The following is a 17,452-nucleotide window of genomic DNA, read 5'->3' on the forward strand; positions in this document are numbered from 1 at the left end:
AAAGCAGTGAGGCAACCATGGCGATCGATTTCACCCTCGCCCCCGAGCACGAGGAGATCCGCAAGCGGGTCCGCGCCTTCATCCAGGGCACCGTCGTGCCCGCCATGGAGGAGGTGACGGAGGGCGACCGGGACGCCTACCTGCGGACCATCTTCCGGCTCCGCTCCCAGGCGAGGGACGAGGGCCTGTGGTTGCCGCACATGCCGAAGGAATGGGGCGGCATGGGGCTCGGGCACGTGGAGCTGGCCATGGTGCAGTCGGAGGCGGCCAAGACCCGCATCGGCCCGTGGGTGCTCAACTGCCAGGCGCCCGACGAGGGCAACATGCACACGCTGCTGCACTGGGCGAGCGACGAGCAGAAGGAGAAGTACCTGCGCCCGCTGCTCGACGGCACCCAGATGTCGTGCTTCGCCATGACCGAGCCCGAGGTGGCCGGCTCCGACCCCACCCTCATCAGGACGACCGCCGTCCAGGACGGCGACGAGTGGGTGATCAACGGCCACAAGTGGTTCATCTCCAACGCCCGCCGCGCCGGCTTCGCCATCCTCATCGCCCGCACCGAGCAGGACGTCCCCGAGGGCACCCGGGGCGCCACCACCGCCTTCCTCGTGGACCTGCCGAACCCCGGCTGGAAGGACGTCCGCGAGGTCGAGACCATGCACGGCTCCACCGGCCACAGCGAGATCGTCATCGAGGACCTGCGGCTGCCCGACAGCGCCGTCCTGGGCGGGCGCGGCAACGGCCACCGCCTCGGCCAGTACCGCTTGGGCCCGGCCCGCCTCGCGCACTGCATGCGCTGGATCTCGCAGGCCGAGACGGCGCTGGACATGATGGTCGACCGCGCCCTGAACCGCTACAGCCACGGCTCCCTGCTCGCCGAGAAGCAGGGCATCCAGTGGCTGATCGCGGACTCGGCGATGGAGCTGTACCAGTGCAAGCTCATGGTGCTGCACGCCGCGTCCAAGATCGACAAGGGCGAGGACTTCCGCACCGAGGTGTCCATGGCCAAGCACTTCGTCGCCAACAGCCTCAACCGCATCGTGGACCGCGCCATCCAGGTGCACGGCGCGCTCGGCTACTCGACCGACACGCCGCTCGCGAACATGTTCCAGCACGCCCGCTGGGCCCGCTTCGCGGACGGGGCGGACGAGATCCACCAGATGCGCATCGCCGAGCGCACCATCGCCGCCTACCAGGCCACCGGCTCCACCAACGCCGCCACCGGCGGCCTTCCTCTCTGACCCCGCACCGCCCGCCGCCGGCCCCGCTCCCCCAGGAGCGGGGCCGGCGGCTTTTGAGGGTGGCGGTTGCCGTCCTTCGCCCCCATTGCCCGCCTCTGGCATGGATGCTAGCGTGACACGTGAAAGATTTTTCTTACAGGCGTAACCGACGGGTGAACGCCCAACTCCCTCGAAAGGACCCGGCGGTGAAGGCCATCCGCTACCGCGCCTACGGCGGCCCCGACGTACTCGAACTCCAGGACCTCCCCACCCCCGCTCCCGGTGACGGCGAGGTGTTGATCCGCGTCCACGCGGCCGCGATCAACCCCGGCGACAGCTACCTCATGCGCGGCATCCCGCGCGTGCTCCGCGCCGCGGTGGGCCTGACCCGCCCGCGGACCGGCGCCCTCGGGGCCGACCTGGCCGGCCGGGTCGAGGCCGTGGGCCGCGACGTCACCTCGTTCCGCCCCGGCGACGAGGTGTTCGGCTGCGCCACCGGCGCCTTCGCCGAGTACGTCACCGTCCGCCACGACGGCCCGCTGGTCACGAAGCCCGCCGCGCTGACGTTCGAGGAGGCCGCCGCCGTGCCCACGTCCGCGGTCACCGCCCTGATCGGCCTCCGCGACGTGGCCCGGGTCGGCCCCGGGCAGCGCGTGCTGGTCAACGGCGCGTCCGGCGGCGTCGGCGGCTTCGCCGTCCAGCTCGCCAGGTCCCTGGGCGCCGAGGTGACCGCCGTGTGCCGCGCCGCGAACGCGGACCTGGTCCGCTCCCTCGGCGCCGCGCACGTCGTCGACCACACCAAGCAGGACTTCACCGACGCCCACGGGCCCCGCTACGACGTGATCCTGGACAACGTCGGCAACCGTCCGCTGTCCGCCTGCGCCCGCGTGCTCGCCCCGCGCGGCACCTACATCCCCAACTCCGGCAAGGGTGGCCGCTGGCTGGGCCCGGTGAACCGCATCCTGGCCGCGCGGCTCCGCTCCCTCGCCGGCCGGCAGCGCTTCACCTCCTACGTGGCCCGCCCCGCCGCCGGCACCCTCACCGCGCTCCGCGACCTGCTCGACAAGGGCGAGCTGACCGCGGTGATCGACCGCACCTACCCCCTCGCCGACGCCGCCGCGGCCATGCGCCACTACGAGGAGGGCCACCCGGCGGGCAAGGTCGTCCTCACGACGTGACGGCGAGCCCGCCCACGCGGACGTCGTCGAAGTCGACGGCCGCCCGGCCGGTGACGAGCTGCACGTGGCCGGGCCCGGCGATCGGCGACGGGTCCGTCACGGCGACGCGCGGGCCGGCCTCGCCGCCGACGAAGACGCGGAGCTCGGGCCCGCGCAGCTCGACGCGGAGCGTGGTGGGGCCGGTGACCGCCGCTCCCGTGCCGGTGGCGATGACGCCGGTGCCCGCGCGGTGGACGTCCACCGAGCCGTTCGGACGCAGGTAGACCAGGTAGCCGGACTGCGTGTAGGCGTCGCCGGGCCGGGCCGTGCGCACCTGGACGCCGCCGAAGGCGGTCGAGGTGGCCAGGGCGCGGAAGTCCAGGCGGGTCTCGACGAAGCCGTCGCGGAAGATCACCCCCTGGGCGTCCGGCACGATCCGCAGGCCGACGGCGTCGATCTCCGTCGTCCCGCCGGTGCGCCGGGTCGTCGCCGTGAGCGGGCACGGCCCGGGCAGCGTCGTCTCCCGTACGGTGACGCGCACCTCGCCGGGACCGGTGGCGGTGACCGGGCCGGTCAGGCACGGCCCGGTGACCGTGACCTCGGCGACGCGCCGCCCCGAGACGCGCAGGCCGACCGGCTGCCCGGCGACCGCCTCGGCCGCGGCCGAACTCACGGTGACCAGGTCGCGGCCCACGTCGGAGCGGGCCGCGGCGGCCACCAGCCGCGCCGCCTCCGCCGCGCGCAGCGCCCTCGCGCGGACGAGTCCGGCGGTGGCTGGTGACGTGGGCGACGAAGGCCCCGTGGCCGTCCCACTGCTCGCCGGCGCGCAGCCGGACTTCGTGGCCGCGCAGACCGCCGCCTTCACCGCCGACTTCGGGCTGGACGGGGTCATGCCGGGCAACCAGTTCGGGCTGGTCGGCTTCTGGCACCCGGACAACGCGCCGCCCCTCACCCCCGAACGCTCGGCCGGCGTCGAACGCTTCTTCCTGCGGCTGCGCGCGGCCCTGGGCGAGAGGCTGGTCCACTGGATGGACACCTACTGGCGGGCCGAGGTGGAGCGGTCGGCCTGGGGCATGACCGACGCCGCCTACCACAGCCTCGACGCGATCCTGGTCAGCACCTTCGCCGTGCTGGTCGAACGTACCGAGATCGTGCCCAACCTGCTCAGCAAGGCCGCGCTCGGCGGCCCGCGCCCGCTGCTCGGCCTCGACTTCGTCGACCCCTGGTACTGGTACCGCACCTACCTGGACGACCGGCGCACCTACCTCTACCAGCGCGAGGTGCTGGCCGGCCACGCCGCGTCGGTGGCCGGCGTCTCCTTCTTCGCCAACGACACCTTCGGCCACGTCGTGCCGCAGGCCGAGCTGGCCGCCACCCTGGAGGTGGTCAGAGGGCTCACCCCCGCGGGCCGAACCCCGTCATGACGATGTGCACGAGGACGAGGACGCCGATCCAGATGATCGCGCGCCTGGTCGGCGGAGGGCCGCTGCGCAGCAGGGAGACGCCGAGGGGGATGAAGGCGAGGCAGAGGCCGCCCACGGCGAGGAAGGACTGCGGCTCGGTGCCCTTGAGCGTCCCCAGCGCGAGCACCGACATCAGGCCGAGCGCGACCGAGCGGCCCAGCCCGAGGGCGCCGGAGCGGTAGGCGCCGACGGCCAGCACGACCCAGCCGAAGAACGCCGGCCCCGAGATGCTCCTGAACGGGTGCCACACCGTGTCGCGCCAGGCCACGTAGTAGTCGTCGATGCCGTGGAGCATCGTCTGCAGTCCGAGGCTGTCGGTCAGGTGGAAGGCCAGGTGATCCGTGCCGTACTGGAAGGTCCTGGTGAACAGGCCGACCATCACCAGGCAGCCGCCCCACAACCCCCACATCGGGCTGGTGGCCGCGATCCGCTGCGCCAGCGTCATGACGGCCGGCCACAACACGATGAACCCGGCGGCGAAGCAGGTGTAGGCGGCGGTGATCAGGGCGGGATGCTGGGTGTAGGCGGTGAGCTGGTAAGGGACGAAGTAGTAGAACGGGGAACGCAGCAGGGTCCCGGCCAGGATGAGCGAGGGGCCGGCGATCAGCGAGAACGCGCTCACCCAGCGGCCGGGGAAGGGTGGCTGCCGGTCCAGGTTGGCCGCCGCGTTGGCGGCCCGCCGGTCGGCGCCGGCCCGCCGCCACCGGGTGATGCGTCCGCGAAGATCAACGTCCATGGGTTCCTGCCCTCTTGTCGTCATATGTGCGGCTCGGCGGGGTACGCCGGGCACATCAGCATGGTGAGGGGCGGCGGGGCGGGGGCGCGTCTGGCCGGGGTCCCATCTTCGGCCGCCGCGCGCGGGCCGTCCGTACGACTCCGGGCAGAGGCGAATGTCCGACCGTGGGCAGATGCCGGGTGATCGGTGAAGGCGATAGCTTCTCGTCATGATGTGGGCACGGCGGCGCGGCGCAAACGGCATGACCGACGCCGTGGTGGCGGCCATCGTGGCGCTGACCATCGGGTATGCCATCGTCGACCCGCCGGGGCCGTCGTCGTGGTGGCCCGCGTGGTCGGCCTGGCCGGTCGCGGCGCTCATGAGCGCGCCTATCGCCGTCCGGCGGCGGTGGCCGGCGGCCATGCTGGCGTTCGCGTGCGCCGCGGGCGCGTCGGCGACCGTGGCCGGCGCCGTCGCGGCGGGGGTGATCTGGCTGACCTTCGTGCCGACCGCGCTCGTGCTGTACTCGGTGGCCGCCACCGCCCCGGCCCGGCGGTCGGTGGCGGGCGCGCTGGTCTGCGGGTCCGCGGCGGTGGCCGCGATCCTGATCTTCTACGACCGGGTGCTCCCCGGTCTCGCCCCCGCGGCGGAGCCCAGTGAGCTGCCGCCGTACTGGCCTGTGGAGATCGGCGCGGTCTGCGTCCTCCTCACCGCCGCGTGGGCCGTCGGGACGGCCGTCCGCTGGAAGCGCGACACGACCGCCCGCCTGGTCCGCCACCTCGCCGACGCGGCCGTCAACGACGAGCGCAGACGCATCGCCCGGGAGCTGCACGACGTCATCGGGCACAGCATGAGCCTGATCGCCGTCAAGGCCACCGTCGCCAACCACGTCGCCGACGCCCGCCCGCAGGAGGTGCGCGCCGCGCTGGCCGTCATCGAGGAGACCAGCCGGAGCACCCTCGCCGAGATCCACCGCGTGCTCGGCCTCCTGCGCGCCGACGGCGACCCCGGCGAGTCCCACCTGCCCGTACCCGGCATCTCCGACCTACCCGCGCTGGCCGCCCACGCCCGCTCGGCCGGGGTGGAGGTGGACCTGACCGTCCGCGAGGGGGCCGCGCTGCCTCCCGCGGTCGCGCTGTCGGTGTACCGGATCGTGCAACAGGCGCTGACCAACGTCGTCACCCACGCCGCACCCACCCGCTGCTCCGTCACGGTGCACATCGACACCCGAGAGGCCGCGATCGAGGTAGTCGACGACGGCCCCCACCCCATCCCCCACCCTGACGATCATCACGACTCCCCCACCGGCCCTCACCACGGCCACAGCACCGACCTCCGCCCCAACCCCCGCCGCGACTCCGGCACCGACCACCGCTGCAACCCGCACACTGACCTCCGCTCCAGCCCCCACACTGACCCCCGCACCAACCCCCACCCCCACCTCCGCACCAACCCCCGCCCCGACTTCCTGCACGACCCTCGCGACGACTCCCTTCTCGAACAGCGCCCCGATCTCCACCACAGCCTGTCGCCGCGCGCCGGGGGCCACGGCCGGCCGCCGCGAGCGGGAGGCCAAAGCGCACACGGCGAAAAGAGCGGGCACCGCGGGCAGGGCGGGCACGGCCTGATCGGCATGCGCGAGCGAGCCAAGATGTACGGAGGCACCTTCAGCGCCGGCCCCCGTCCCGAAGGAGGCTTCCACGTGACGGCCCGCCTGCCCTACAACCCGAACGGCACCCTGACATGACCGGCGACGCCGCCACCCCCACCCCGCCTCCCCCCATCCGGATCCTGCTCGCCGAGGACCAGGTCCTGGTACGCGACAGCCTCAAGGTCCTCATCGACACCACGCCGGGGCTGGCCACCGTGGGCGAGGCCGGCACCGGCGCCGAGGCCGTGCTCCTGGCTCATCGCCAACGGCCCGACGTCGTCCTCATGGACATCCGCATGCCCGACATGGACGGCATCGAGGCGACCCGCCGCATCTGCGCCGCCCCGGAGAGCGCCGGCGTCCGCGTGCTCATCCTCACCACGTTCGACCTGGACGAGTACGTGTACGCCGCGCTCCGGGCCGGCGCCAGCGGGTTCCTCGTCAAGAGCGCGACGGCGAGCGAGCTCCTGGCCGGCATCCGCGTCGTCGCCTCCGGCGAAGCGCTGCTCGCGCCCACCGTGACGCGCCGGCTCATCGCCGACTTCCTCCGCGGACCGGCCTCCACCCCGGCCCTGCGCGACCTCACCGACGTCACCCAGCGAGAGCGCGAAGTGCTCACCCTCATCGGCAGGGGCATGTCCAACTCGGAGATCGCCGACCACCTCCACCTCACCGTCGGCACGGTCAAGACCCACATCGGCCGCCTCCTGGCCAAACTGCAGGCCCGCGACCGAGCGCAACTCGTCATCGCCGCCTACGAAGGCGGTCTCATCACCCGCGACACCCGGCACTGAACTCCTACCTCGACGGGATGCCGAGCCATGCGGCTCGGCTACTCGCCGCCGCGGCAACGGAATGCCCTGGTTGCGCTCGGCCGCCCGGCACCGCCTCCGATGGCAGGTCTCTCTCCCGAGGTGCACCAGCCAACGAAGGCGCACGGCCTTGGTGATCGTCCTCGCCGCATCCAGCCAGCGAGCCGCGCCTCTCACCATCGCCATCGCCCATCACCATCACCAGAAGATGGGCGGCGGGCGGCGGGCTTCGAAGGTCTGAGGCTCGGGCTCCAGGTAGTGCTGCAGGACGGGCCGCCAGCGGTTGGCCCGGCGCCGGTGGAGGGCGGCAACGGCGAGGCAGTACTTGCTCACCGTCACCGGGCGGGCTCCCAGCCCCCGCAACACCCGGTCCACCACCGCCCGGCCGTCGGTCGACTTCGACTCAAGCAGGACCAGGTCGCGGCGGGCGGCCACCCGGCGATCATCGTTCCGGCGGTCCATGCCGCCGTCCCCACCCGTGTCCCCGTGGTCCACGCCGCCGTCCCCAGAGCCCGGACCCTGGTTCCCGTAGTCCGGCCTGCCGTCTGGACGGCCCGGGCCCGGGTTCCCGGGATCCAAGCTGCCGTCTCGACGGCCCGGGCCCGGGTTCCCGGGATTCAAGCTGCTGCCGTCTCGATGGCTTGGACCGGTGTCGGGGCGGTTCGGGTCGTCGTTGCGGTGGTTGAGGGCGGTGTTTCGGCAGATGAGGCCGGTGTCGCAGGTGAGGCGGGCTGTGCCGGAGCGGTCGACGAGGGTGACGCGGCGGTAGTCGGTGGAGAGCACCGGACCTAGCGGGTCGGGGGCGGTGAGGTGCAGCTCGGAGACGAGGGTGTCGCTCACGAAGTCGAGTGCGGGGCCGGTCAGGGCGTGGGCCGGGGCGTCGTCGTACGGGATGCGGTGTTTGTCGGTGCTGCCCCGCGTGCCGTTGAGCTTGAGCTCCAGCCATCTGCCGCCGCTGTCCACATACGTGCGGGTGCGCAGCTTGAACCTGCGCCGCCGATTCTGCCGGTGCTGCTCGTACGTGAGCAGATCCGGGGTGTCGAAGTACGTCGAGCTGTAGCGGAACTGGCGCCGCCCGTCGATGCTGAGCACGGCGAACCGGTCACGCAGCTCGGCGGCCAGCAGGACCATGGTCTCGGCGGTCACGATGTACTTGTGGTCGACCCGGCTCATCAGCTCCGGGACGTCCTCCAGCCCGATCGGCGGCGTGCCCGCGGCCAGGCCGGCGAGCACCACGTCCGCGTCCATCGTCGTCGTCGCCGGCGTCATCGGACGCTTGCCCGGGCGTTCGGCGCGATGTAGCGCACGTCCACCACCGTCACGTCGCGTACGTAGTCCACCTGGGTGACGACGCACTGCAGCACGCGGGCCCGCAACCGGCTCTCCAGGTCGACCCGCAGGAGATCCGGGTCGGCGTGGACGACGTCCAGGGTGACCACCTGATGTCGGGTCCGGCCGAGCAGGGCGGGGTGGTCGGCGACGTACATCGTGGCCAGCAGGATGCCGTCGAGTGCCAGCGCGGTGAGCGGCCAGGTGGCGGCCAGGCCGTTGACCAGGCCCAGCGCGATCGCGACGAAGTAGTAGGCGATCTCCTGCTGAGTGATCTCGCTGCTGCGCAGGCGGATGATCGACAGCACGCCGAACAGGCCGAAGCCGACCGCGATCTCGATGCGCTGCAGCAGGAGCAGCGAGACGACCGCGAAGATGCCGACGTTGAGTGCCACGTAGGCGAAGAGCAGGTCGCGGCGGTGGTGACGCCGGTAGTACAGGCCGTAGGCCAGTATGAAGATCGCCATGAGATCCATCGCCAGACCGGCCGCCATGATGGGTGCTCCTCTCGTAGGACTGTTGATGTCCAGGGTGCGGGCGGGGGGTGAAGTGGCTGTTAGGTGATGATGAGGGCTTTCTCATGCGGCGGGGTTCTCGGAGGAGCCCCGGCCCCGGCCCCGGCCCCTGTTCCTGCCCCTGCCCCGGCCCCTGCCAGGCAAAGAGGCGAAGGGGGCAGGGGCGCTGGCGGGCCGAGGCGCTGATGGGTCGAGGCGCTGATGGGCGGAGCGCCGAAGGGCACGGCGCCGGTGGGCGCAATGACGGGTGGGGCAGGGCGGGTGAGGCATGGGGTGGGCGGCGGAGGGGTGCACGCGCCCCAGGCTGTACGGAGCCAGACGCGCGATTCGGGCGGGAGCGGGTTCGCGAGGTCCGGGTTCGGGCGGGAGCGGGTTCGCGAGGTCCGGGTTCGGGTGGGGCGAGGTCGCGGGGGCCGCGGTCGGGTGGGGTGGGTTAGGCGGCTTTGAGGCGGTAGCCGGTGCCGCGGACGGTTTCGATGCGGTTGGGGCCGATTTTGCGGCGGAGGTAGCGGACGTAGACGTCCACGACGTTGGAGCCGGGATCGAAGTCGAAGCCCCAGACGTGGCTGAGCAGTTGTTCGCGGGTGAGGACCTGGTCGGGGTGGCGGCAGAAGATCTCGGCCAGGGCGAATTCGCGGGTGGACAGGTCGACGGCCCGGTCAGCGACGTACGCGCGCCGGGTGCGGAGGTCGAGCGACAGGTCGCGGACGCGGAGCACCGTCACCTCAGGCGTGCGCTCGGAGCGCAGCCGCAGGCGGACGCGGGCCAGCAGCTCCTCGAAGGCGAAGGGCTTGGCGATGTAGTCGTCGGCGCCGCCCTCCAGGCCGGCCACGGTGTCGCTCACGCTGTCGCGGGCGGTCAGGATGATCACCGGGATCGTCACCATGGACTCGCGCAGCCGCCGCAGCACGGTGAAGCCGTCGCTGAGCGGCAGGCCGATGTCGAGGATGAGCAGGTCGAAGCCGCCGGTGGAGGCCAGGTCGTACGCCCCGATCCCGTCGCTCACCACGGCGGTGACGAACCCGTTGGCGCGCAGCCCCTTCTCCACGAAGGACGCGATCCTGGCCTCGTCCTCAGCGATCAGAATCCGGTTCACCTAACCTCCAGAACTCCCACAACGGCAACGTCATGACGAAGCAGGCCCCGCCGCCCGGCGCCTCGGTGACATGCACCCGCCCCCCGTGGGCCTGGGCGATGGAGCGGACGATGGCCAGGCCGAGGCCGGCGCCGTCGTGGGTGCCGGTGCGGCCGGCGCCGCGGATGAAGCGGCCGAAGATGCGCTCGCGGTCGCCGGGCGGCACGCCGGGCCCGCTGTCGCGGACCCACAGGTCGATCCATCCGTCGCGGACGGCCGAGCCCACCGCGATGAGGTCGCCGTCGCGGGTGTGGCGCACCGCGTTGGCCACGAGCTGCATGAGCGCCTGCGTGAGCCGCTGCCGGTCGGCGGGCAGCCGGGCCTCGGCCACCTCGTCGACCCGCCACTGGCGCTCGCCCAGCGCCCGCGCCTTGGCGACCACGCTGACGGTGAGGTCGGCCAGCTCGACGTGGTCGAGCGCGAGGAAGCCGGGCTGCTCGGCCTTGGCGAGGGTGAGCAGGTCGTCGACGATGCGGTTCATGCGGTCGAGCTCGTCGGTGACGAGGGCGAGAGTCTCGGCGCGGTCGGCCGGGTCGTCGCCCATCAGCTCCAGGTGGCCGCGGATGACGGTGATCGGGGTGCGCAGCTCGTGCCCGGCGTCGTCCATGAAGTGGCGCTGCACGACGAAGGCGCGTTCGAGCCGGTCGAGCATGTGGTTGAAGGTGGCGGCGAGCGCGGCCACGTCGTCGTCGCCCGGCACGTCGAGGCGGCGGGTCAGGTCGGAGGAGTCGGTGATCTGCTCGGCGGTCTGGCTGATGATGCGGACGGGCGCCAGCACCCGCCCCGCCACGAACCACCCCGCCGCCCCCGCCAGCGCGGTCGCCGCGACCGCGGACACGCCGAGCACCCGCATCGCGTCCACGATCTCGCCGCGGTGCAGGTCGTAGAAGACGGCTGAGACGAACTGCGCGTGGCGCGGGTCGCCGGCCACGGTGACGGGGATGACGGCGTACTGGACGGTGCCCTCGGCGGTGTCGACCGCGCCGCGGAACGGCCGGGTGGCCGTGGCCATGCGCCGCACCAGCGTGTCGTCGGTGTCGAGGCGCACGGGCGACGGGAGCGCGCTCACCTTGTGGGCGTGGCCGTCGACGATGCTGAAGAACGTCTCCCACCGGTCGGGTGAGTTGATCGCGAGGTAGCCGGTGAGCAGCTCGGCGACGTCGGTGACGGGGCGGCCGGTGCGCGGGTCGACGGCGGTGGGGGCGTAGCGCCGCAGCTTCTCCGCCTCGTTCTCGAACTCCAGGCGCACCCGGTTGTCGAGGCGGGCGAGCAGGACCGTCCAGGTGGCGAAGATCGACACGGTGAGGGCGAGGCCGACGACGGCGAGCATCCAGCCGACGATCCGGGCCCGGGCGCTCATCCGCATGCCCGCTCCCCCGCCCGCGCCCGCTTCCCCGGCCGCTCAGTCGTCATCGTCGTCGTCCCGGTCGTCGTCCCAGTCGTCGTCCCAGTCGTCGTCCCAGTCGTCGTCCCAGTCGTCGTCCCAGTCGTCGTCCCAGTCGTCGTCCCAGTCGTCATCGTCGCCGCCGGGTCTGGGGGCGGGTGGGTCGACCGGCTCTGCGGTGACCGGGGTGGGTGTGGCCCGCACGGGCGCGCTGGAACGTTCCACTTCGGCGGGAGAGGGTGAGACGACGATCGGCCCGCCCAGGTCGGAGCCGTCGTCGGCGGCCCGCACCCAGCCCACCGACATGAACCCGGCCGCCACCACGCCCGCCACCAGCAGGACCGCCATCGCCCGATGCTTCATGCCGTAGACCTTGTCGCCCTTCGAGGAGACCACGCTGAACCACAGATGAGAAACCTCTCATCTCGAAGCGCCTTCCCGCAGGCGAAACGTCCCTCGCGGCCGGCCATGCCGATCGGAGCGGCCGTCCGAACCGCCGCGCCGCCGCCCCCGTACCCCCTGCGAGAACCCGCAGGGGGAGACCGCCATGAAGCAGAAGTGGGCGCTGATCTCGACGGCGATCCTGGCCCTGGTGGGCGGCATCGCGGCGGCGCTGACCGCCGCCCCGTCCCCAGGCGGCCCGTCCGCAGGCGGCCCGGCGCCCGCCCTCCCGCTCATCTTCAGCACGCAGCCCGAGGGCGCGCACGCGCACGTCCCCGCCGGCGGCCTCAGGAACGACCGCGCCCCGAAGGTGCTCGTGACCTCCCCCGGCGCCCCGCTGACCCTCACCGGCCTGGTCGGCAGCAGGAGAGCCGAGGAGACGTCGTCCGTCACCCGCCTCCGCGTGTCCTGCTGGGTCTGGCAGCACGTCTCCTACACGCCGTACCAGCGGGTGGTCCTCCCGGCCTACCTCGACCCCACCGTCCCGCCCGAGACCACCCCCGTCACGGCCACCCTCCCCACCCCGCCGTGCACGGCCACCGCCGGCTCTCCCGACGGCCCCTACAGCGGGACGGTCTGCGTGCTCGCGGGCGCGCGCGAGGGCGCCGACCTCGCCGCGTCCTGCCAGAAGTTCCTGGTCGCGGACGGGCCGCCGCCGGGCCCGCGGCTGCCGGCGGCGGGCGCGGCCGGGGTGGTGCCGCTGTGGCGGGCGGTCACGGAGGCGGAGCGCAAGTCGCTGGAGGAGAAGGGGGCCTACGGCCTCGTCCCTGGGCTGGAGGGCAAGTACTTCTTCCCGACCCGGGAGCAGGCGGAGAATTTCCGGACACTGGCGGAGGAGAGAGGCTGGGGCACGTACGTGGTGACGGAGGCGGAGATCGACGCGCGCCACCTGGCCAAGGCGGAGGCGATCGCGGCGGCCGGCGAGGGCCCGGCGTTCTTCCTGCGGGAGGGGTTGGTGAAGCTGGTGCGGCTGGTGAGGATCATCCGATGACGGTCAGGGCCAGGGTGCGGGTGCGGACCCCGGGGCTTCGGCTCCCCATGCCGCTGCCGACCCGTTCGCTCATGCTCAGGCTCGGCACCGACGCCGAGGGGCGGCCGTGGCTGATGGGGATGGAGCTGGACGTCCCGGAGCGGGTCACGCTCCTGCCCGGCGAGGACGGCCTGGTCGCCGAGGCCGAGTTCTGGTACGACGACGCGGCCCGCCACCTGCGCCCGTCGGCCGCGTACCCCCTCTGGTACGGGGACGAGGTCGGCACGCTGGAGGTCCTTGACCTCAGGAGTCATGCTGGAGGTGAGCGCTGAATGCGGACCGGCTTCGAGGGAAGGAGCCGCACTATGATCGACGAATATCTGGGGCACTGGTGGGTGCTCGCCCTGCGCGGCGTGCTCGCCCTGCTCTTCGGCGTCATGGCCGTCGCCTGGCCGGGCATCACCCTGCTGGTGCTGGCCGTGGTCTTCGGCGCGTACGCCATCGTGGACGGCGTTCTCGCCGCCGTCGCCGCCACCCGCGCGGCCAAGGGGCACCGGGCCCCGCTGGTGCTGCTGGCGGTGGCCGGGCTGCTGTTCGGCGTGATGTGCCTGGTCTGGCCGGGCGTGACGGTGCTGGTCGTCACGCTGCTCATCGGCATCTGGGCGATCGTGACCGGCGTGGCGGAGATCGTCACGGCGGTCCGGATGCGCCGCGAGATTCAGGGCGAGTGGCTGAACATCGTCGGCGGCGCGCTGTCGGTGCTGTTCGGCGTGCTGGTGCTGGCGTGGCCGGCGACCGGCGCGCTCACGGTCGCCCTGATCATCGGCGTCTACGCGATCCTGGCCGGGATCGTGCTGATCGTCCTCGCCTTCCGGATGCGGCGGCTGCGGGCGGCCGGGGCGCACACGCCCTGACCGGCCCGCGCCGCCGCGTCCGTACGGCGGGCGAGGTCAGCGGGTGGTCTTGGTGGACCAGAGCGGCCGCGTGCCGTCATAGATCACGACGTTCCCGTCGTTCTGGACGTCGAGCCGCGCGCCCGGGTTCTTGCCGGTCCCGGAGTCCCAGAGCGGCGTGCGGCCCTTGTAGACGACCAGGTTGCCGTCCTTCTGCATGATGGTGAACGCGCCGGGGTTGCCCGTGGTCCGGCTGCTCCACAGCGCCTTGCCCGCCCGGTAGAGCACGAGGTTGCCGTCCTCCTGCTGGTGGAGCTGGTAGTCGCCGTTGCGCGAGCGCACGTACTGGCCGGGCTTGAGCGAGTAGCCGGAGGCGAGCGTGCCGATGGTGGCGTGGCGGCTCCACAGCGGGGTGCGGCCGTCGTAGATGACGAGGTTGCCGTCGTCCTGCACGGCGAGGCGCGCGCCCGGCGCGTCGGTGTTGGACGCCCAGAGCGGCGTCCGGCCGAGGTAGACGACGAGGTTGCCGTCGGTCTGCATGGCGGCGAACGCGCCGTCCTGGCCCCCGGTCTGGCTGCTCCACAGCGCGGTGTGGCCCCGGTAGAGGACGAGGTTGCCGTCCTCCTGCATGGCGAGCACGTACTCGCCGCCCGACGAGCGCACGGTGTCGCCCGCGTCGAGCCGCTGGCCCGGGTTGAGCCAGGTGGTGCTGGTGGTGGGCGCGGCCTGCGCGGCCGCCGCCTCCGCCCATCCGGCGGACGCCGGCGCCGCCGCCGTGATCCCCGCCACCGCCAGGGCCAGCGCGCCCGCGTACATCCGCATCTTCTTCATCGAATCTCCCCGTCACGAAAACGATCAGCGGAAGGGACGCTAACCGGATCCCCACGCCTCGCGGGCACATTTCAAAAGTCCTAGAAACCAATGGCGTTAGGCATACCAAGCCCCGGGCAGACCGCTGGGCATGCCGGAAACGACACCACCTCAGCAGAACCAGCAGTACCCCGGCCGGACGGGCGACATGGCGCCGGAGCCGCGCGACGAGATGCGCGACTACGTGGGCAGGAACCTGCTGGAAGGCAAGAAGGCGCTGATCACCGGGGGTGACTCGGGCATCGGCAGGGCGGTCGCGGTGGCCTTCGCCAAGGAGGGGGCCGACGTCGCGATCGCGTACCTGAACGAGCACGAGGACGCCGCCCACACCCGTAAGCTGGTCGAGGAGACCGGCCGCCGCTGCGTGCCGCTGCCCGGCGACCTGGCCGACGCGGCGCACTGCGGCTCGGTCGTCGAGCAGGCGGTGTCCGAGCTCGGCGGGCTCGACGTGCTGGTCAACAACGTCGCCTACCAGTCACCGGTGGAGGGGCTGGAGGAGCTGTCCGACGAGCAGTGGGAGCACACGTTCGCGGTCAACATCCACAGCTACTTCCGCGTCACCAAGGCCGCCCTCCGCCACCTGGGCGAAGGCGGCTCGATCATCAACACCTCCTCCATCAACGGCCTGCGCGGCAACAAGAGCCTCATCGACTACGCCGCCACCAAGGGCGCGATCAACGCCTTCACCTACTCCATGGCCCAGAACCTGGCCGAACGCGGCATCCGGGTCAACGCGGTCGCCCCCGGCCCGGTCTGGACGCCGCTGATCCCGGCGACCATGCCGGAGGAGAAGGTGGAGAACTTCGGCAAGCAGGTGCCCATGGGGCGGGCCGCCGACCCGGACGAGATCGCCCCTTCGTACGTGTTCTTCGCGGCGAACCGCATGTCGTCGTACTACACGGGCGAGGTGCTGGCCCCGATCGGCGGCGAGACCCTGCCCGGCTGACCGGAGGCGTCTGGCATGATCGGGGCATGGAGGAGGACGCCGTCGTCCGCACCACGGCCGCCTACGACGGCATCGCCCCGGTCTTCGCCGAGCGCAACGAACGCCCCGGCGAGCCGTTCCTCGCCTTCCGCGGCAGGTTCGCCGCCGCGCTGCCGCCCGGCCCGGTCGCCGACCTGGGCTGCGGCCCCGGGCGCGACGCGACCTGGTTCCGCGGGCGCGGGCTGCGCGCCCTCGGGGTCGACCGCTCGGCCGGGATGGCCAGGGTGGCGGCCGATCGCGGCGTGCCGGTGGTCCTCGGCGACCTGCGCCGCCCGCCGCTCGCGCCCGGCTCGCTGGCCGGGCTGTGGTCGGTGGCGGCGCTGCTGCACGTGCCGGCCGCCGACACCGGGCCCACGTTGCGGGCCTGGGCGGCAGCGCTGCGGCCGGGCGGCGTGCTCGGGCTGAGCACCTCCGCCGGCGACGGCGAGGGGTGGGAGTTCCAGGGGCACGGCACCGAACTGGTCCGTTACTACGTGCACCGCACCCCCGACGCCCTGCTCGCGGCCCTCGACGCGGCCGGTTTCGAGGTCACCGAGCACGGGCTGAGCACCGGCCACCGCACCTGGCTCAGCGTGCTCGCCGTCCGCCGCGAGGTTTGACGATCGCCCTCAGCGGTACGGTCCCATCAGGGGAAACATGAAGAAGATCGCCACTGTCGCAGGACTCGTGGTGGTGACCGCGTTGGGGGGTCCCGCCGCCGTAGGTGACGGCTCGCAGCCGCACGAGGTCAGCAAGGAGCAGTACCGGACCCTGCTCTCCCAGTGCCGCTACGCCGACACGGCCAAGGCGCGGGCGCAGTGCCGCGCGCAGGTCAGGGAGACCTTCCGGATCGGCGGCACCGACACCTCGCTCGACTGCCGCACGTACTCGGGGGTGTCGGTGTGCGGCACGCTGACGCTGAGCAGGGCCGAGCGCCGGTGCCTGAAGGACTCCACCGACAAGGGGCTGCCGTTCCGGCGCGCCGAGGTGGAGTGCTACGCGCTGTCATGATCGTCCTGCCATGATCGTCGTCGGGGTGGACGGGTCGCCCACCGGGCTGGAGGCCGCCGCGTGGGCGGGGGCCGAGGCGGCGCTGCGCCGCACGCCCTTGACCGTGGCGCACGCCGTCGCGAGGTGGGTGTGCGAGGACAACGGCGGCCACTACGCCGAGGTGCGCCAGTGGATGCGCGAGGGCGCCACGACCGTGCTCGCCGCGGCCGAGGACCGGGTGCGGCGGGAGCACCCGGAGGTCGAGGTACGCGGCGAGCTGCTGCCCGGCGACCCGCGCAACGCGCTCATCGAGGCCGCCGCGGACGCCGAGCTGCTGGTCGTCGGCAGCCGCGGGATCGGCGGCGTGCGCGGGCTGCTGGTCGGGTCCGTGGCGCACGGGGTGGCCGGGCACGCGCGCACCGATGTCGTCCTGGTGCCCGCCCGGCCGGCGGCGGGGCGCGGCGAGGTGGTGGCGGGCGTCGACGGCTCCCCCGACGGGCTGCGCGCGCTCGACTTCGCCCTGGCCGAGGCCAGGACGCGGGACGTGCCGCTGCGGGTGGTGCGGGCGTGGGCCTGGCCGCAGCCAGCCGGCTTCGCGCCCGCCGACCGCGAGAGCGAGCAGGACGTGCTGGGCGAGCTCCGCGCGCTGGTGGCGAGCCGGCGTCCGGAAGGCGAGGTGGTGACGGAGGTCGTCCACGGCCATCCCGTCGAGGTGCTGAAGGAGGCGGCGGCGGGCGCGGCGCTGCTCGTGGTCGGCTCGCGCGGGCACGGCCCGCTCGCGGGCATGATCATGGGCTCGGTCAGCCAGGCCCTCCTCCAGCACACGCCGTGCCCGCTCGCCGTGGTCCGTCGCTGAAAGTTACATGCTCCGCGACCGCGTCGCCGCAGGTCGCGCCTCCTTGACCGGTTAGGCGTCTTCCCGCCGTACGGACCCGATCCTACG

20 protein-coding genes are annotated in these 17,452 nt (G+C 72.9%); 12 read left to right on the forward strand and 8 right to left on the reverse strand.

What is annotated here, in order from left to right:
- Positions 1-17 precede the first annotated feature (17 nt).
- Together MF672_RS49950 and MF672_RS49955 are read left to right on the forward strand one after the other, a co-directional pair.
- Positions 18-1,241 carry an acyl-CoA dehydrogenase family protein gene (locus tag MF672_RS49950; protein ID WP_242373117.1) on the forward strand — a complete coding sequence of 408 codons (1,224 nt, stop codon included), beginning with the start codon at positions 18-20 and terminating at the stop codon, positions 1,239-1,241.
- A 185-nt stretch (positions 1,242-1,426) separates the two neighbouring features.
- Positions 1,427-2,398: an NAD(P)-dependent alcohol dehydrogenase gene (locus MF672_RS49955; protein WP_242373118.1), complete on the forward strand. Its 972-nt coding sequence runs from the start codon at positions 1,427-1,429 to the stop codon at positions 2,396-2,398.
- Here MF672_RS49955 and MF672_RS49960 read toward each other — a convergent pair.
- Positions 2,388-3,095, reverse strand: a complete 708-nt coding sequence (locus MF672_RS49960) for a LamG domain-containing protein (RefSeq protein ID WP_242373120.1) — start codon at positions 3,093-3,095, stop codon at positions 2,388-2,390. The genes MF672_RS49955 and MF672_RS49960 overlap by 11 nt on opposite strands.
- Before the next feature lie 52 nt (positions 3,096-3,147).
- Between MF672_RS49960 and MF672_RS49965 the strand changes: the two genes are divergently transcribed.
- Entirely contained in the window at positions 3,148-3,801 is a 654-nt protein-coding gene (locus tag MF672_RS49965) for a hypothetical protein (protein WP_247815813.1), read from the forward strand.
- On the opposite strand, the gene MF672_RS49970 is transcribed toward MF672_RS49965, so the two are convergent.
- Positions 3,773-4,576 carry a hypothetical protein gene (locus MF672_RS49970; RefSeq protein WP_242373123.1) on the reverse strand — a complete coding sequence of 268 codons (804 nt, stop codon included), beginning with the start codon at positions 4,574-4,576 and terminating at the stop codon, positions 3,773-3,775. The two genes, MF672_RS49965 and MF672_RS49970, sit on opposite strands and share 29 nt — an antisense overlap.
- A gap of 208 nt (positions 4,577-4,784) precedes the next feature.
- Here MF672_RS49970 and MF672_RS49975 point away from each other — a divergent pair, with 208 nt between their 5' ends.
- Both MF672_RS49975 and MF672_RS49980 read left to right on the forward strand, forming a co-directional pair.
- Entirely contained in the window at positions 4,785-6,302 is a 1,518-nt protein-coding gene (locus tag MF672_RS49975; protein ID WP_242373124.1) for a sensor histidine kinase, read from the forward strand.
- On the forward strand, positions 6,299-7,000 hold the full coding sequence (locus tag MF672_RS49980) for a response regulator (protein ID WP_242373125.1): 702 nt from the start codon (positions 6,299-6,301) through the stop codon (positions 6,998-7,000). Before MF672_RS49975 ends, MF672_RS49980 begins: the two co-directional genes overlap by 4 nt.
- Before the next feature lie 216 nt (positions 7,001-7,216).
- Here the strand turns inward: MF672_RS49980 and MF672_RS49985 are convergent, their stop codons facing one another.
- The 5 genes from MF672_RS49985 to MF672_RS50005 all read right to left on the reverse strand — a co-directional run bounded on the left by MF672_RS49985 (position 7,217) and on the right by MF672_RS50005 (position 11,744).
- Positions 7,217-8,287: a polyphosphate polymerase domain-containing protein gene (locus tag MF672_RS49985; RefSeq protein ID WP_242373126.1), complete on the reverse strand. Its 1,071-nt coding sequence runs from the start codon at positions 8,285-8,287 to the stop codon at positions 7,217-7,219.
- Positions 8,284-8,841 carry a DUF4956 domain-containing protein gene (locus MF672_RS49990; protein ID WP_242373127.1) on the reverse strand — a complete coding sequence of 186 codons (558 nt, stop codon included), beginning with the start codon at positions 8,839-8,841 and terminating at the stop codon, positions 8,284-8,286. The genes MF672_RS49985 and MF672_RS49990 overlap by 4 nt, the downstream gene beginning before the upstream one ends.
- Before the next feature lie 454 nt (positions 8,842-9,295).
- The gene (locus MF672_RS49995) at positions 9,296-9,958 is read right to left on the reverse strand and encodes a response regulator transcription factor (RefSeq protein ID WP_242373128.1); all 663 of its coding nucleotides are present in this window, start codon (positions 9,956-9,958) and stop codon (positions 9,296-9,298) included.
- The gene (locus MF672_RS50000; protein ID WP_242373129.1) at positions 9,936-11,363 is read right to left on the reverse strand and encodes a sensor histidine kinase; all 1,428 of its coding nucleotides are present in this window, start codon (positions 11,361-11,363) and stop codon (positions 9,936-9,938) included. The genes MF672_RS49995 and MF672_RS50000 overlap by 23 nt, the downstream gene beginning before the upstream one ends.
- A gap of 36 nt (positions 11,364-11,399) precedes the next feature.
- A complete protein-coding gene (locus tag MF672_RS50005) occupies positions 11,400-11,744 on the reverse strand; it encodes a hypothetical protein (RefSeq protein WP_242373130.1) in 345 nt (114 codons plus the stop codon).
- A gap of 184 nt (positions 11,745-11,928) precedes the next feature.
- Between MF672_RS50005 and MF672_RS50010 the strand changes: the two genes are divergently transcribed.
- The 3 genes from MF672_RS50010 to MF672_RS50020 are packed head-to-tail and all read left to right on the forward strand — an operon-like array spanning position 11,929 to position 13,706.
- Positions 11,929-12,813 carry a hypothetical protein gene (locus tag MF672_RS50010; RefSeq protein ID WP_242373131.1) on the forward strand — a complete coding sequence of 295 codons (885 nt, stop codon included), beginning with the start codon at positions 11,929-11,931 and terminating at the stop codon, positions 12,811-12,813.
- Positions 12,810-13,124 (forward strand): hypothetical protein, encoded by a 315-nt coding sequence (locus tag MF672_RS50015; protein ID WP_242373133.1) that lies wholly within the window; start codon positions 12,810-12,812, stop codon positions 13,122-13,124. The genes MF672_RS50010 and MF672_RS50015 overlap by 4 nt, the downstream gene beginning before the upstream one ends.
- A gap of 33 nt (positions 13,125-13,157) precedes the next feature.
- Positions 13,158-13,706, forward strand: a complete 549-nt coding sequence (locus tag MF672_RS50020; protein WP_242373135.1) for an HdeD family acid-resistance protein — start codon at positions 13,158-13,160, stop codon at positions 13,704-13,706.
- Positions 13,707-13,742: 36 nt separating this feature from the next.
- Here MF672_RS50020 and MF672_RS50025 read toward each other — a convergent pair whose 3' ends face one another.
- On the reverse strand, positions 13,743-14,516 hold the full coding sequence (locus MF672_RS50025; protein WP_242373136.1) for a hypothetical protein: 774 nt from the start codon (positions 14,514-14,516) through the stop codon (positions 13,743-13,745).
- A 130-nt stretch (positions 14,517-14,646) separates the two neighbouring features.
- Between MF672_RS50025 and MF672_RS50030 the strand changes: the two genes are divergently transcribed.
- From MF672_RS50030 to MF672_RS50045, 4 genes are read left to right on the forward strand one after another with little or no spacing between them, the layout of a single operon-like run.
- The gene (locus tag MF672_RS50030; RefSeq protein WP_242373138.1) at positions 14,647-15,501 is read left to right on the forward strand and encodes an SDR family oxidoreductase; all 855 of its coding nucleotides are present in this window, start codon (positions 14,647-14,649) and stop codon (positions 15,499-15,501) included.
- Positions 15,502-15,527: 26 nt separating this feature from the next.
- Positions 15,528-16,139, forward strand: coding sequence for a class I SAM-dependent DNA methyltransferase (locus MF672_RS50035; protein ID WP_247815814.1), 612 nt, complete (start codon positions 15,528-15,530; stop codon positions 16,137-16,139).
- 37 nt (positions 16,140-16,176) lie between these two features.
- A complete protein-coding gene (locus MF672_RS50040; protein WP_242383298.1) occupies positions 16,177-16,530 on the forward strand; it encodes a hypothetical protein in 354 nt (117 codons plus the stop codon).
- A gap of 10 nt (positions 16,531-16,540) precedes the next feature.
- The gene (locus tag MF672_RS50045) at positions 16,541-17,365 is read left to right on the forward strand and encodes a universal stress protein (protein WP_242383297.1); all 825 of its coding nucleotides are present in this window, start codon (positions 16,541-16,543) and stop codon (positions 17,363-17,365) included.
- Positions 17,366-17,452 lie beyond the last annotated feature (87 nt).

Source organism: Actinomadura luzonensis (genome assembly GCF_022664455.2).
GTDB lineage: Bacteria > Actinomycetota > Actinomycetes > Streptosporangiales > Streptosporangiaceae > Nonomuraea > Nonomuraea luzonensis.

Bases quoted from the DNA above. Each gene is read 5' to 3' on its own strand.
- MF672_RS49950 (WP_242373117.1), top strand. From the start codon at position 18: ATGGCGATCGATTTCACCCTCGCCCCCGAGCACGAGGAGATCCGCAAG.
- MF672_RS49970 (WP_242373123.1), bottom strand. From the start codon at position 4,576: ATGGACGTTGATCTTCGCGGACGCATCACCCGGTGGCGGCGGGCCGGC.
- MF672_RS49975 (WP_242373124.1), top strand. From the start codon at position 4,785: ATGATGTGGGCACGGCGGCGCGGCGCAAACGGCATGACCGACGCCGTG.
- MF672_RS49980 (WP_242373125.1), top strand. From the start codon at position 6,299: ATGACCGGCGACGCCGCCACCCCCACCCCGCCTCCCCCCATCCGGATC.
- MF672_RS49985 (WP_242373126.1), bottom strand. From the start codon at position 8,287: ATGACGCCGGCGACGACGACGATGGACGCGGACGTGGTGCTCGCCGGC.
- MF672_RS49990 (WP_242373127.1), bottom strand. From the start codon at position 8,841: ATGGCGGCCGGTCTGGCGATGGATCTCATGGCGATCTTCATACTGGCC.
- MF672_RS50000 (WP_242373129.1), bottom strand. From the start codon at position 11,363: ATGCGGATGAGCGCCCGGGCCCGGATCGTCGGCTGGATGCTCGCCGTC.
- MF672_RS50005 (WP_242373130.1), bottom strand. From the start codon at position 11,744: ATGAAGCATCGGGCGATGGCGGTCCTGCTGGTGGCGGGCGTGGTGGCG.
- MF672_RS50010 (WP_242373131.1), top strand. From the start codon at position 11,929: ATGAAGCAGAAGTGGGCGCTGATCTCGACGGCGATCCTGGCCCTGGTG.
- MF672_RS50015 (WP_242373133.1), top strand. From the start codon at position 12,810: ATGACGGTCAGGGCCAGGGTGCGGGTGCGGACCCCGGGGCTTCGGCTC.
- MF672_RS50020 (WP_242373135.1), top strand. From the start codon at position 13,158: ATGATCGACGAATATCTGGGGCACTGGTGGGTGCTCGCCCTGCGCGGC.
- MF672_RS50025 (WP_242373136.1), bottom strand. From the start codon at position 14,516: ATGAAGAAGATGCGGATGTACGCGGGCGCGCTGGCCCTGGCGGTGGCG.
- MF672_RS50030 (WP_242373138.1), top strand. From the start codon at position 14,647: ATGCCGGAAACGACACCACCTCAGCAGAACCAGCAGTACCCCGGCCGG.
- MF672_RS50035 (WP_247815814.1), top strand. From the start codon at position 15,528: ATGGAGGAGGACGCCGTCGTCCGCACCACGGCCGCCTACGACGGCATC.
- MF672_RS50040 (WP_242383298.1), top strand. From the start codon at position 16,177: ATGAAGAAGATCGCCACTGTCGCAGGACTCGTGGTGGTGACCGCGTTG.
- MF672_RS50045 (WP_242383297.1), top strand. From the start codon at position 16,541: ATGATCGTCGTCGGGGTGGACGGGTCGCCCACCGGGCTGGAGGCCGCC.